This is a genomic window from Niallia endozanthoxylica (assembly GCF_008710145.1).
GTDB classification, from domain to species: domain Bacteria; phylum Bacillota; class Bacilli; order Bacillales; family Cytobacillaceae; genus Bacillus_BD; species Bacillus_BD endozanthoxylica.
Window position 1 is genome coordinate 159970 of the sequence record NZ_VYKL01000018.1, and the last position, 14579, is coordinate 174548.

Consider the following 14579-nt stretch of genomic DNA (forward strand, 5'->3'; position numbering starts at 1 on the left):
TCTCCCTTAACGATTAATCATATTGAATCTTTTTCCACTCTTTAATAAATTCTTCATATCCGAGCTTTTCTAACCAAGCAAAAAAGTATGGCTGTTCTAGTAACCCTTTAGCGATTTCCTCCACTCGTTGGCGATGCTCATATAAATACTCAACAAGTTCATCAACTGACTGAAACACATCTTCTTCCAATTGGAATTCTGTACTATTACTTAATAAATAATACAGTTTATAATAAGCCTTGGAAGGATCTGTCCCTGCAAGAGACTGTAATGATTCCACTTCCTTTATCAGTTCTGCTGATGCCTGACGTTTTTGCAGGAAAAATAAAAGCATTCCTTTTTGTAATAATTCAGCATAATATTCATTTAAGTCTGGCATTTGCTTTTTCATCGCTTCGCCTAGCTGTGAAAGTTCTTGAAATACCTCACCTTTCCAGCACAGAGGAGCATCGGGAGATAAGGAGTAAATCGTTTTAAATAAAGCAGTGTCATTATCTCTTTCTTCTTCGTAATCCATGATTTCGGATGCTAAGTCTTGCCTTACTGGCTTTATATAGGCACTAATAAAGCCTCTCTTTAAATGTTTAATGCCTTCATCCCAAGATTGAGCAAGGGCCAGTGCTAAACCCTCTAGATTGTAAAACTCTTGATCCTTAAAATGGTATGGCTGATGATGTGTAAAACCTTTAGCAGATTCATTAATCGTTATAAATTCGCCTTTGCTCCATCTTTGTACTTCTTCATAACCCCAACGGTCTTTCCGTTCTTTCACCGTTAAGCCTTTTATGAGATGTGCCAGATGTTGATCCGTATTTTCTGGTATATGAAGTTTATCGGTGATTGTCATTTTGATAATTTGTTCATCCGTCATACCAGAGAATGGATCGAATCCTGTAGCTAAATAGAGAAGTGTAATGCCGAACGAGTAATAATCTGATTCTTTTGACACATATCCTTGTGTTGCTTCAGGTGCAGAATAGCCTAATGTTCGAGATGCACTCGTTTTCCGTACGGTGATTCTCTCTTCCATACGAGAACTAATTCCAAAATCTCCGATTACAACGCCTTCTTCATCATCTGTAATAAAGATATTATCTGGCTTGATATCACGATGGACGATTCCATAGTTATGTAAAGTATGTAATCCTTCATTAACAGCAGGGACCACAACATCGACGATTGCATGGAGCTCAAGTGGAGCCATTTTTAATAAGTCACCTTTTTGATAGTATGGTAAAATGGTGTAATAGCGATTTGAAAATTCACCATGATCAATAATGGGAATAATATGAGGAGACTGGATTTCACGTATTCTCTCTATAATTTCCTGTTTTGGCTTCTTGTTTTGATGATACACCTTCGCAACAAATTTTTGCCTGTCTGCTTCACAAACAAAAAGAGCCGCTTCCCCTGTATTTTCAGCAATAACATCTATTAGCGTATAGGTATCATTTAAAATCGTGCCAACATGAATATACGTACTTTGCTGTTGTACTTCCTCTACATCATTCACAGATTCTTCCATCTCATTCTCTGGCATGATCATTGTTTTATTATCTTCAGGTAAAATCATGGTTTGTTTTGGCATAATTTTCGTGCGTATTTTTCTGTAGAGCTCTTTCATATTTTCCTCCTTGGCTGAATTAAAGGATCGATAAGTACTCATACTTCTCCCTTCTTTTCAAGTTATTAATCATTACAGTTTGTTATGTACTTTAAATATTCCATGTCCTCTACTTCATCCTAAAAAATTCTATTCATTTTATTATTCTTAAGGAAAAACATACTTTGTTTTACAAAATATCAGTGTGGCTATACTTGTAGCAATATTTTATCTACGTTCCCTTCTTACTTTCACTTACTGATCAAATATATCAGTTTAACTTTTTACATCGTAGTTTTTCCATTCTGTATTAAGGTGTATCCTATTCACAACAAGAGAATATTTATTTTCGTCTATTTCTATTTTCACTACTAACGAATAACCATTATTACCTTGATTTTCATATAGAATTTTAGCAGTATCACGATCTATATTTGGGATATCTAAAGAACTTGGTAATTCGCCAAAATAATCATCTGGAAATAAATCTAATTTCCATAAAGGAACTCTATTTGTCCATTCATCGAAATAAATATTTTGCAAATATTTATTATATGACTTTAAACGGATTGTTTTTGTATCTATATCATAATCGCTTTTTCTTATTTTTACTTTTCCAATTCGAAACGAGTCTAAGCTTTCCACAGTCGGTCTTACCCTATTAATATATTCCTCATGAGTTTCAAACTCATCTTTTATTAGAAACTCAAAAAGCTTAATCGCTTCACTATTACTTAAAATTTTAAACGAATTTCTTTCCTTTCCAACAACTTTACGAATATACCTTTGTCGTTCTCTTTCTGTGTGAAAAACAGTGTTAATATTTGCATTTCTTGATAAAGCATGATTGCTTATTTCCGTTAAAGTCTTCTGAGCATTTTGTAAAAGGATTTGCAATTTGTCATGATCACTCTTTAATACTTCACTCCAGCTCAAATCCTCATTTGAAGGTAACTGCTGAATGTGTTCTCTAAGTTTTGTAGCAGTATCAATAATCGTTTTGCAATCATGAGAGACATTGTTTAATTCCTTCTGTAATTCCTTTGTAAACGAGTTTTTCTCGACATGAAATCTAATGATCTGCGTCATTCTTGTTTGTTTTTTTGTCATAGGCTGTAAAAGTGTGAACAATCGCCTTGTATGCTCCAATTGAACAACCGGGTGATTTATATTTCTATATCCATTTTCTTTATAATCTTTCATCATAGCTATTATAGATAGTACTGTAGCTAACCTTTTGGGGCCTACATTTGCTAAGGATTGAACTACCTTTTGTACAGAATCGGACTTATATTGATAGTAATCATCTATCATTTCTACACACCTACGTTCTAGTTTGCTTTTAATTGTATTTACATCACGTTTTGTTACGGATGTCTTCTCACCATAACGACCGTAATATTGTCTTCTCCACCTGCTTGTTTAGCGGATTGGATGAGAGCGTGGGCCGTATTCTCTAGAGATTGATCTTGCCCAAGAACTCTTTCTATTTCTTCATCTGTTAAGGAATCATTCAATCCATCTGAACACAACAAAAAAAGATCTCCTGATTCAAACCGTCCACGTACGCTTTCAACATCGGCTTTTACTCCGTTAGTAGTTGTTCCTAATGAACGTAATAAAATATGCCTTTTAGGATGACGACTTTTTTCCTCTCTTGATATTTCCCCTTGCTGAAACAGTGCTTCAACAAGGGAATGATCTTGACTTATTTGCTTTAAAAAGCCATCACGGAAACGATAAAGGCGGCTATCACCAATATGAAAAAGTGTTAACTGATGATCGTTACAAATCATCCCCGTTAGTGTTGTACCAAGACCTTTTGCTTCTTTATTCTTACTACCATAAGCCAGAATTTCATCATTTATTTGATTTAGGTAACTCATTAGCTCTTCGCTTGATATAGGAAGCTCAAGTTTTTCTAAATGCTTTAAAGCCAGTTCGGATGCCACTTCACCAGCCGCTTGTCCTCCCATTCCGTCTGCTACAGCTGCAATCCACGTCCCTTCCACGTTTTCCAAGTGAAGTTCTCCCTGATTTTTACGAGCCTTTTGTATGAGAAAACCATCCTCATTATGCTCTCTGACACATCCAACATCAGTGAGTCCATATATTTCATACATCTTTACTCACCTCGGACTCTAACTCAACTACTTCATTTTCTTCCTTAATGGTTCTGACTGTTAACTCGCATGACTCGTTTATTTCGTTATCAAACAAATAACGAGATAACGGATTGATAAAATATTTTTCAATAATATTTCCGATTCCTCTGCCGCCGTTCTCTAGATTTTGTAGTGACTTATCCGTAATAAACTCCATCGCTTCATCATCAAATTGGATAGAAATGCCTTTTGTTTGCATTAGATTTTCTTTTATCTTATTCAATTGACTTTCAATAATTTGACTAGCGATATCATCACGAATGTAATCAAACACAACGAAATTATTACCAATACGATTTAATATTTCCGGTCTTCCTAATTCAAGGATAAAGTAATCCTTTATCCCCTTTAAAACACGTCCATTGATTTCTTGATAACTTAAATCAGGAGTGACATTCGGAATTCGATTCCCCTGTTCATCTTGAACATAAATGCCAAGGTTACTCGTGAAAATAATAATCGATTCTGAAAAATAAACAGTCTCCCCTTGCCCATCTGTCATTCGTCCATCTTCTAGAATTTGTAAAAACTTATCTAATATAGAAGGATGAGCTTTTTCAATTTCATCAAAAAGAAGAATAGAAAAAGGATGTTCCTTTATTTTGTTCGTTAATTGTCCACCCGCTTCATAGCCAACATATCCAGGCGGAGCCCCAAGAAGTTTTTGATCTGAATGACTTTGTTGATATTCACTCATATCAAAACGAATACAAGCCTGTTCATCTCCAAATAGGAGCTGTGCTAATGTTTTAGCTAATTCTGTTTTCCCTGTTCCAGTAGGTCCCGCAAAAAATAATATCCCCTTTGGTTTATTCGAACTGGAAGAATGCTGCAATCCCGCTAAACCTGTTGTGGCTCGTTTAACGATATCAAGGGCCTGCATGATAGCAGGTTTTTGCCCTTTCACTCTCCTAGTAATAAATTGTTCAGCATGTTTCAACTTTTCAGCACTGATTTCATTCCAAGGATTTTCTTTAATTCCATACTTATAGAGTGAGACAGCTTCTGCTACTCGATTGATAGGAATGTTCTCTTGTTTACATAAAACTTTTAAGCCATTTAATTCTATGTTGGTAAAACCGTCCGTTAAATCAACAAACTTATCTTTGTATTTTTTTAATTCATCGTTGTCGAACTGATCACTAGCGACAAAAAAACGAATCTGACTATCAATGAAGCGCATTCTAGTTGAGCGATCTGGTTTATTAATATGAAGAGTTTTGACATACGGATTATCAAGATAAAACCAAGCCGGAATATCATTTACTTTATTTGTAATAAAAAACAATAACTGATAAATAAGCTGACCTGTAGTGGCTGATTTGACTTGTTTTGGTTTTAAAGAATTGATAAATAATCGAGAATAATAATGTCTTTCTTGATCACTTAGTTGGTCAGGTGATGAAATATAACGAGATGCAAAATTTAAAATGACTGCTACTGAACGTTCACGATTTTCTCGTGCTTGTCTAATCATTTCTGTTGCCCTATCGATTGTCGCTTGATAAGATGGTCGTCCATCATTTGAAATTCTTCCCTCTTGCACCGCAGCTACATGAAGGAATTCTTGTAGCTGATCCTCTGCAAAAGGATTGTAAAAACCATCAATATGATCGTAAAAAACAATGATTTCATAACCCTTTTCTACTAAATATTTATAAAGATAGTGATCAAAGCCCAGTAAATTCCATTGGACTTCTTCTCTAGTAGCAGAGGGATATGGATGTAAGTCATGGATATTTCCTTCTAAAATAAATGTTGTCTTAAAAGAACGAAACCGATCTAATTCTTGATGCCAAACGGCCAGTTTATTGGATTCCATCGAATTCTCCTTTCCTTATTACCGTTCATCAGTACCCGACATCTGTATACCGTACTGCTTATTTAAATTTACTTCTAAATAATCTCTATACCCTTTAACGGGAATACCAATCGTAAAAAGTTCATCCTGATTGATGATGGTTTGAACGGTTCGATTGCCTTCTAAAAGTGGGAGATAACGATCACGATAAGAATGTTTTAACAAATGTATTCGTTGATTGGATGATCCTCGTAATGGTAAGTTATCATTTAACTTCTCTATGTATTTGCCATCAATTAAAACGGCGATGGTGCTTAATATTCCATCAATTACTGGATTGTTCTTATTCTGCAGTTGTTCCATTGTATAACCGGAATAAATAAGTATATCCTGACTATAATTTTCGCTAAATTCCCTCACTAATTCATAAAGTTCTTCTGGTTGCTCAAATGGTTCACCGCCACTAATGGTTAATCCATCTACAGCTCCCTTTATTAATTCAAACGTTTCAAACAGCTTTTTTAGTGATATGTCTTTCTCTGGTTGTTTTTTCCATAACTCTGGATTGGAGCAATTGTAACAAGCATGATGACAACCAATTGTCCATATAGCAATCCTTGAGCCATATCCTAATGTTTTAACAGGATAAAAAATTCTATCTATTTGCAATTCATTCACCACATTAATAATAGTAAAATATCACTATTTATTTTGTCATAGTTATTTAAATAATAAGCACATATAACTAATTGAGAAGCTATATCTTAAAATTAAATCTAGATAGGTTCAGCATCCCTCTTATCAAGTGATGCCATTCAACTAGATACAACGTATAGCTTAATTAATTTTTTTGCAGTCACCAATTTAATGAAATAACACCCATACATTGCAAGTTCATTTATTAAATTCTCCCTAATTGCTTTTTTAGGGTTTTAGAAAATAATAATTGTGTAATTAGCACATAATGTTAGTAGTATTTATTGCAATTTTATTAATATTAATTTTTAAAAATATAAAAAAGAAGCAGTCTCTTTTCAACTGCTTTAGAAATGATTGTTTTTGTTAAAAGGACAAAGGAAAAAGCAACATTATGCAGCAAATAATTCCTTCTTCCGCCAACCTCCCCACCTATAATAGGAAAACGAGAAGATACTGCTAATAATGAAACTAATTCCCATCCCAAATGCAATGCCATTCTGGCCTATTAGATGGGAGCAAAGATATGTCAGAGGATAACGAAGCAGCCAAAATGACAGGACGTTCAAGATCAACACAGAATACATGGCTCCTGCGGCTCTGACAATGCCATTTAAGATAAAATTCAGGCCGATGAATGGATAAAAGAAGGCAATGATTTTCAAATAGTCAGATCCAAATACAACCGTTTCTGTTTCTTGTACAAATAGTCTCATAAGGACTTCTGCAAACAAGAAAACAATAGAAGCAATCACCAGCATAATGACCACATTATAAATGGCTCCATATATAGCGATTTGACGTACACGGTCCCATTGATTAGCCCCGATATTTTGTCCAGCCATACTATTGACCGCTGTTCCTAATGTCATAGCGGGTATGGTAATCAGACTATCAATCCTCTGCGATGCACCAAATCCGGCAACCACTGCCCCATCAAACGAATTGACCACGGTAAGAATGGCCGTGATTCCAGCATAAATCACCATCATTTGCAGCCCGGAAGGAATACCCAATGTTAGGATAAGCCATATCTCTTCCCTGCTTGGCAGCCTAGGACGAGAGAACGGAACAAGCTTGTTGCGAAAAGTGTAAATCAAAGCCATGAGGAACGATATGCCTTGTGCCAGGACAGTTGCATACGCAGCTCCTTGAATTCCCCAATGAAAAACAGCAATGAACAGCGGATCTAATACCGCATTTAATACAACCGCCACAAACACAAACTTCAATGGAGTTTTACTATCTCCTAATGCCCTTAATACTGTCCCAATAAAGTTGTAGCCCATAATAAAGAGAATGCCAAGGAAGTTGATTTGCAGATATATAGTTGCTTCCTGCAGCATTTCGGTTGGGGTATTGAGAAACCTTAAAAGCTTCTCAGAAAAAAAGAATCCAAACATTCCAAGTACAAAAGAAAGAGTCGTAAGCAATACGACAAATGCATTTACATATTTTTTCAGCCCGTTATCACTGTTCATTCCTTTTTGCTGCGATAATATGGTCAACGTTGCGTTGTTGATTCCAAGGATAAATGCCAGAATCGTTACCACAACGGTAGAGGAAATGGTTACGGCTCCAAGTGCATTGGCACCTAACAAATTCCCTACCCACAAGCTATCAATAAATTGGTAGGATACCTGCAGGAGATTGGTTAACATAATTGGACCTGCGAAGGCTATTAATTGCCTTCGAACCGAGCCCTTTGTAAAATCGTGCTGCGGCAAAACGAAACACTCCTTATTTTAAAATGTTAGATGCATAGACTATGATAACATAAGTCAATAAATGGGGATGGTCTACTGCCTTAGTGCGGCTTAACACTTTGAGGGAATTGTATAGCAAAGGTAATTCAAATGGATAAAGGTCCATTTCGTAGAAGTTTGAAGCAAGGTGTTAGTATTTAAAACATGTCCTTTTGCTGCTCCGTCTAAAAAAGGTTTAAAAAATAGCCAATCCCAAATGTACAAGGATTGACTAAATCATTTTAATAGTAGTTTCTAACATAAAGTTTTCCCTAACTGGCCTGGTTTACGATAAGCAGAGACGACTGACCTTTGGCACCACATCCATTAGGTCATTCACATCCTAGTTAGCAAATACCTACTCAACGCTATCGATCTAGTTGCTGCCATTTTGTTTTTAAAAGATAAATCAAGCCAAACGTTGATATTCTTTCCATAGAATAATAGATCCTATAATAGCTCCTGCACCAGCGATGCCAATGATCAGATCATAGATGCTGTCTGGATTTATTAAATACCTGATATTTCCTATACCTGATAATATAGATTCGAACCCTAAAATCAAAAAATAGGTTGGGTTCTTTATTTCTTCCTTATTCCTTTTCATTCAATCGCCCTCCCATAAAACTATCCATTTCCAAGAATCTACAGGTTAGGGGTACGTCTTCCATGTATGTAAGAATAACAATCAAAAATTTTATATACCTACTAAAAACTCTATACCATAATAAGATAAAACAGTGAACACAATACTCCATAATACGAGACTAATTGTTATCCAAAGAAGCGTCGTTTGTTTTTTTGCACCTAAAGCTAAGCCTACAATAACGGATACATGTGATCCAATCAGAAACGGTCCTAATAAGGCAAGTCCTGGTAAACCATATTTATTCCATACTTTGATTGCCCGCTCTTGCCTTTTTGGTTTTTCCTTCTGATTCTTCTTTTTTCGGTTGCGCCATTGTTGATATTTTTCAATAAAAATGATTAACAAATAAACCGTTGATAAATTACCAACAAAAGCCAATAATCCGACTAATACCGGATTTAAGCCAGCAATAATACTCAGTGGAATGATTGCCGCTATTTCAATCCAAGGAATGGCGGCCAAAAGAAAAACAAGAATATACTCCCAAACAGCTAATAAAAAATCCATTATCGTCCCCCTCGTTTGCATTTCATGATTCGGCCTATTAAGGTGTTCTTGTTCCGGTCTTGCAGCTAAAGATTCACCTCTTTTCAGCCTAGACTTTCTTATCCTCTTTGCTTAACTAATAAATATTGTTCTGCAACAAGATGGTAAGTTGTAAGCCGCATCCCTAGCAGAAAAAACGACAGCCCGATTCAAGTATTCGGGCTGTCGCCATTCTTGTTTTCAGAATATAGTTAAGAAATTCCCATCACTTTTTATTGTTTTTCTTCTATATGACTGGTATTTTGCTCATTAAGCTTATTATCTTCTACATGACTGACAATTGGTTCAACTGCTCTGCTTTCTTTTTCAGGGATAACAACTGTCGTGTGTGTATTGCCTCGATTGACTAAATCAGTTAGAAGTTTTGAGATATCAATACCGGTTAATTCCTTCAGTGGTTCCTTAATGTTCAACATGGTCGCTCCGATGCTTTTTCCGTAAGAAGCGAGTCCGTCTCCGCTGCCTGTATCCACAATTTTAACCGACTCAATATTTTTCAATGGGCTCGCTACTTCTCTTGCATATTGCGGTAACATATCAATTAATTTTTCAATAATGACTACTTCTCCGTGCTGAGCAATGGCTTCTGCTAATAGACGTTTTGCTTCTGCTTCAGCTAACCCTTTTTGTCTAATAACTTCTGCTTCAGACAGACCTTGCTCTCGTTTAATTTTTGCCTCTGCTAACCCTTGCTCTTCCTTAATCTTTGCCTGTGCTTGACCATCAATCTCTGCTTTTCTTGCTTCTGCTTCGGCCCTTTTCGTCGTTTCGTAATAATCAGCATCTGCTTTTGCTTTACGAATTTTCGCCTGTTCTTCTTCTAATTTTACTTGGCGTTCACGTTCAAGCTGTTGAATACGTAATTCTTCTTCCTTCTTTTGCGCTAATAATTTTAGGTTTTCTTCTTGTACCTCTTTGGATAAGCGGGTCTTTTCTAATTCATAGGATTGCTCTGCTTTTGCTCGGGCCCTTTCTGTCTCTTCTTTGATTGCCGCTTCTTTCAGATCCTTGATTTTACTCGATTCTGCGATTTCTGTTTGACGCTTAATTTCTTCCTCTTGAGCCTCTTTATTCGCATTAGCTTTATAAATACGAATTTCTTTGTCACTATTGGCTTCAGCGGTTTCAGCAGTTTTCCGTGCTTCAGCAATCAGAGGGCGGCCTAAGTTTTCTAAATACCCGTTTTTCGGATCCGCATCGCGTAAATCCGTTAACCCTAATGAAGTGATTTTAAATCCCATCTCATCTAGCTGCTTTTGAGCAACCTCGGTTACTTGATTATTAAACGCTTCTCGGTCTGCATTAATCGCCTCCACAGACATTTTAGATAAGATGGCTCGAAGATTGGCACCCAATACCTCAGAAATTTCTTCTTCTATCTCCTCTTGTTTTTTTCCCAAAAACTGTTCCGCATAGATAGCGATTCCTCTCAAGGTCCCTGCTACGGTAACCGTTGCTACTGCATCTGCAATAATTGGCACTCCGCCGTTTGTATACACTTTCGGCGTAGTCATCTTCAATTGAAACGATGTTAAATCAACAGGAGTAGAAGTTTGATTCATTTTTAGTAAATGTCCGCCACCACGAATTATTTTAATCGCACGACCTTCTTCATCGGTGAAAATATTTGGCTCTTTAGACGGATCACCTAGCTTTGGTCCTGTAATAATTAAAGCCTGATTCGACTTAGCCGCCCGGTACCTAAATTTGTAGGTTAGAAAACCGATCCCTGCCGCTATTCCTAATAACACTAAAAATGGTAAAATAAATAAAATAGCTTTAAACATTATAAATCCCCCTCTTTCCTTACTATTTATAGTCCTGTTACTATTTACGATTGAATGACTGATATGTTTCAATTTTCACATAATTTTTTATTAGAATATTTTCCTAGTTCATTTATATATAGAAAGAATGGGAATTATTAATGAGCATCTAATATTAATAGCTTAAAAGATAAATGGAGAAACAGTGAAGAATGCTTTCATTAAAAGCATCAGAAAAATCTACTTTTGTTTAAAGTTAATCAAACTTCCATAACCATATGTGATTCTTCGATATATTCAACGGAAGAATATAATGCTTCTTCTAATTGCTTTACATTTAATGTCTCGAAGACAGCATCGCAGTAAGGTGCATATTTTCCAATTACTGAATCACCTTGATTCCACTTCATTTTTATGTCGGGATTAAACCAAAAGATATGCTTCGCTCTCCCACGGAATTCTTTCATTAAATCAATCCTTGGACTGTTTCTGTTATTTCTTCCGTCAGCAAGGAAAAATAATAAAGTGTCTTGATCCAGTTCACTTCCGTATTCTTCATAATACATACGAAGAGCTGTATCATAATTAGAGTAACCACGATAGTCGATGTTAGCATTTTTAAGAGACTGTTTAACTGCTACCTCCATTTCTTCGTTTTTATAGTAATCTGTCACTTCGTCTAGGAGTCCTACAAATACAAAGACCCTAACCTGGGAAGGAAACCGTTCATGAATTAAATAAGCAAAATGGGAAAGGAATTCTGCTGACTTTATAACGGAACCTGAAACATCCAAAATAATATCAATCTTAGTTTTATCTACTTTCGGCCTATGATAATAAAGATTAATCGGTACACCCATAGTTTCAATGCTTTTGCGAACTGTTCTTGCAGCATCAATATCCGCTTCTTTTCTTGTTTTTCTCAGCACTTTTGATACACGTGTTAAGAAATAATCGGATGTGGCTTGAATATGTTCCCGCAATAGCTGTACTTCTTTTTTAGATAAGCCTTTGATGTCTCTAGTTTTCAAACGGTCAATCTCTGTTTGAACGACCTTTCTCATGCCACGCAGCTCAGACTTTTCAATCCCGCTTATTGATTCTTTTATTTGGTTTTTAAATTTTATTATGTCTTTTCTCATACTCAAAAGAAAAGTAGTTGTTTCTTGGATTGAATCAAAGACGATGGACGTTTTTTCTGACAGAACTGCTTGCCAAGATAATTCCTCTGCAAATTTCGAAATATCTCCAGGACTATACTTGGAGAGCTTATCTTCTTGTAGCAATGCTTTAAACTGTCCTTTCATCGCCTGCTCGTACAACTTGTTAAATGTTGGGTTTATTTGAACCATGGTATCTTTCATCCATTGTTTTTCACTATCAGATAATAAGTTATGTTTATCTTCCCCTTTTTTGTCTTGATTGTTTTTATTTGATTTCTGTTTATCACGACGTTTTTCCGCCTTTTGTATTTCTTTTTCTGTCCATACCATTTTTTGTTTAGCTTTAACAGATTGTTCAACCTCTTGCATTTTATCTTGAATTTGATAAAAGAAAAACTCTTTGAAGCACTCGTTAAACTTTTCTTGCTCATATGGATGCTTGACCCATAATTGACTGAGAGAAGATTGAAATTCAAAACGATCTTTCATATCGAGATGCGGCGCTAGTTGGATGGCCTCATGAACAGCAGCGGGTGAAATACTAAATTCGTTATGTCTTAAGTAGTCTGCAAAACGTGCCATTAAATTTTCAAGCATGATACCACATCCTTGCGCTCAATTCGCTTATATAAATCTGAAATAAATTGACCATAGGTGGAACCTTTTCTTGATTTGACAATGAGGTCGAATATCGGCTTATATTTATCGTCATAATGTAAAACTAAATAAGGTATAAGTACTTCGTTTGGTTTAGATGTCCCTGAATCTCGAATATAATCCAAACATTTTTTATAAAAGAGAGCAGGCGACTCCTTGAAATGCTTATTCATATAACCAGAAATCATATCCTCATTCAATTGAGTGCTATCTATCATTTCTATAAATGACTCGAACGAAAGGTCAACAAGAATCTTTTCCTTCTGGCGGTCGGTGTCTTGATGAGATAAAACTTCAAGCAGACGCAACATTTCATGGGCCTTTTTCTCCGGCTTATATTTTGGATAATCTGAATGGGTTCGATAGGTGTACTCTTCGTACATCAACCGTTCTAATACCTCTAATACTTTTGCTCTTGAAAATGTAGAAAGGTATCCGTGATAAGGGTTTTCTAGTAACCTGTATTCCTTCATTTTTTTACTTTTCGAACCTGCCAATACGTCTGCACAGGTATTGATCCCGAAATCGCCGTCCAATATAATAACAAACTTTAACACATGGTAAAGTTGTTTTCTTGTTAATACGACACTGCCAAACGTAAAGGTAACTGGCATACTGTCTTTAATCATGTCTTCACATTTTTTGTGGAGTTCAATAGCGAATGCATGCAATTCTTCCTCAAGGAAAGATAATTTTTTCTCGTATAAAGAACTTTCCTGAAATTTATTGATTTCATCTCGAACAATGGATAATGTATGCTTGTTCAACGGTTGATTATTAAACGCTGCAACAAGATTTTTGGCTGTTTTCTTTATCATTTTCACTGGTGACCGGTGATAAAACTGTAAAAATTCAGGCAAGTCAATTGTCACATTGAATCGCCTTAAAGTACCAAAGTTTTCACTAATAGAAACGATATCATTTGAATGGCAAATCATTTGATAGAAAGCAAGATATTTTTTTAAACCTTCCATCTCGTCCATTTGGTTGATAGTCTGTTCAATCTGTTTTTTATACTCTTTCACTTTTTTATAATTGATTTCATTGATGATGAAACCATCCTGCATACCTATCCAATTCTGTTCATTTAAAGAAAGAGCTCGAATCCCGCATTTTTTACAAACATAAAGAACCTGCTCCTCATTAAGAGTAGTGAGTGTCAGGTTATAATGATGACACTTTTTTTGTTCATCGACTTGGTGTACGTATTTGTTGAATGCTTCTATATAATCTAGCCTATCCGGAACAGGAGGAGCCATAAGTATATATGAATTGGTTTGCTGGAGTTCCGTTATCTGTTGAATCGTATCTATTATAGCCTGCTGTAAAGTCTCTGTATCAGGTTGAACAGATAACTGATTGTTAACACATTTTTTAAAACGGAGCATTCGTTCCTCGTACTCGGACTCTTTCAAATAGGCAGTGACGATTTGTGCTGTGAGTTCTATATTGGATGGATAGATTGCCTCTGGTTCCCCCTGTTTCGTGAATTGATTAGGAATTAGGGGAGATTGAATCTCGCCATTTCTGCTAAAGGGCACTGGAAACTGAAAATAATCGTTCGTTAAACCCCATATCAGTTGGTTTAACATCCGTTTTTCTTTTAATGAAAGTTCATTAATAGCAAGGTCTATTTCCTTATATAATTGGGACACCTTTTCGGTAGCGGGCTTCTTAAAGTTCGTCTGTTTCTTTTTCTTTATTTTAAAGAGAGGATACAAGATTAGATTCGATTGAACAGAAAGTGGATAAGCTTTATTCTTTTCTAACTTCACACGAGTTCCCCTC

At 35.8% G+C, this 14579-nt stretch carries 11 protein-coding genes; all 11 read right to left on the reverse strand.

What is annotated here, in order from left to right; genetic code table 11:
• Window positions 1-13: 13 nt before the first annotated feature.
• A complete protein-coding gene (locus tag F4V44_RS12310) occupies window positions 14-1624 on the reverse strand; it encodes a serine/threonine protein kinase (protein WP_191090651.1) in 1611 nt (536 codons plus the stop codon).
• A 255-nt stretch (window positions 1625-1879) separates the two neighbouring features.
• Complete coding sequence (locus F4V44_RS12315) at window positions 1880-2917, reverse strand: hypothetical protein (protein ID WP_150440315.1); 1038 nt, start codon at window positions 2915-2917, stop codon at window positions 1880-1882.
• A 53-nt stretch (window positions 2918-2970) separates the two neighbouring features.
• Window positions 2971-3726, reverse strand: coding sequence for a Stp1/IreP family PP2C-type Ser/Thr phosphatase (locus tag F4V44_RS12320; protein ID WP_150440316.1), 756 nt, complete (start codon window positions 3724-3726; stop codon window positions 2971-2973).
• Window positions 3719-5590 carry an AAA family ATPase gene (locus F4V44_RS12325; protein WP_150440317.1) on the reverse strand — a complete coding sequence of 624 codons (1872 nt, stop codon included), beginning with the start codon at window positions 5588-5590 and terminating at the stop codon, window positions 3719-3721. Before F4V44_RS12325 ends, F4V44_RS12320 begins: the two co-directional genes overlap by 8 nt.
• Window positions 5591-5608: 18 nt before the next feature.
• A complete protein-coding gene (locus F4V44_RS12330; protein WP_191090652.1) occupies window positions 5609-6238 on the reverse strand; it encodes a 4Fe-4S single cluster domain-containing protein in 630 nt (209 codons plus the stop codon).
• Window positions 6239-6657: 419 nt separating this feature from the next.
• Complete coding sequence (locus F4V44_RS12335; RefSeq protein ID WP_150440319.1) at window positions 6658-7992, reverse strand: MATE family efflux transporter; 1335 nt, start codon at window positions 7990-7992, stop codon at window positions 6658-6660.
• A gap of 427 nt (window positions 7993-8419) precedes the next feature.
• Window positions 8420-8617, reverse strand: coding sequence for a hypothetical protein (locus tag F4V44_RS12340; RefSeq protein ID WP_150440320.1), 198 nt, complete (start codon window positions 8615-8617; stop codon window positions 8420-8422).
• Window positions 8618-8707: 90 nt separating this feature from the next.
• The gene (locus F4V44_RS12345) at window positions 8708-9166 is read right to left on the reverse strand and encodes a small multi-drug export protein (RefSeq protein ID WP_150440321.1); all 459 of its coding nucleotides are present in this window, start codon (window positions 9164-9166) and stop codon (window positions 8708-8710) included.
• Between the two features lie 251 nt (window positions 9167-9417).
• Window positions 9418-10992: a flotillin family protein gene (locus F4V44_RS12350; protein ID WP_150440322.1), complete on the reverse strand. Its 1575-nt coding sequence runs from the start codon at window positions 10990-10992 to the stop codon at window positions 9418-9420.
• Window positions 10993-11231: 239 nt separating this feature from the next.
• Window positions 11232-12731: a VWA domain-containing protein gene (locus F4V44_RS12355; RefSeq protein WP_150440323.1), complete on the reverse strand. Its 1500-nt coding sequence runs from the start codon at window positions 12729-12731 to the stop codon at window positions 11232-11234.
• Window positions 12716-14566, reverse strand: a complete 1851-nt coding sequence (locus F4V44_RS12360) for an RQC domain-containing protein (protein ID WP_150440324.1) — start codon at window positions 14564-14566, stop codon at window positions 12716-12718. The genes F4V44_RS12355 and F4V44_RS12360 overlap by 16 nt, the downstream gene beginning before the upstream one ends.
• Window positions 14567-14579 lie beyond the last annotated feature (13 nt).

What these genes read in the sequence shown, in the direction of transcription:
- F4V44_RS12320 (WP_150440316.1), bottom strand. Translation starts at nt 3,726, where the DNA reads ATGTATGAAATATATGGACTCACTGATGTTGGATGTGTCAGAGAGCAT.
- F4V44_RS12310 (WP_191090651.1), bottom strand. Translation starts at nt 1,624, where the DNA reads ATGAAAGAGCTCTACAGAAAAATACGCACGAAAATTATGCCAAAACAA.
- F4V44_RS12315 (WP_150440315.1), bottom strand. Translation starts at nt 2,917, where the DNA reads ATGATAGATGATTACTATCAATATAAGTCCGATTCTGTACAAAAGGTA.
- F4V44_RS12345 (WP_150440321.1), bottom strand. Translation starts at nt 9,166, where the DNA reads ATGGATTTTTTATTAGCTGTTTGGGAGTATATTCTTGTTTTTCTTTTG.
- F4V44_RS12355 (WP_150440323.1), bottom strand. Translation starts at nt 12,731, where the DNA reads ATGCTTGAAAATTTAATGGCACGTTTTGCAGACTACTTAAGACATAAC.
- F4V44_RS12350 (WP_150440322.1), bottom strand. Translation starts at nt 10,992, where the DNA reads ATGTTTAAAGCTATTTTATTTATTTTACCATTTTTAGTGTTATTAGGA.
- F4V44_RS12325 (WP_150440317.1), bottom strand. Translation starts at nt 5,590, where the DNA reads ATGGAATCCAATAAACTGGCCGTTTGGCATCAAGAATTAGATCGGTTT.
- F4V44_RS12340 (WP_150440320.1), bottom strand. Translation starts at nt 8,617, where the DNA reads ATGAAAAGGAATAAGGAAGAAATAAAGAACCCAACCTATTTTTTGATT.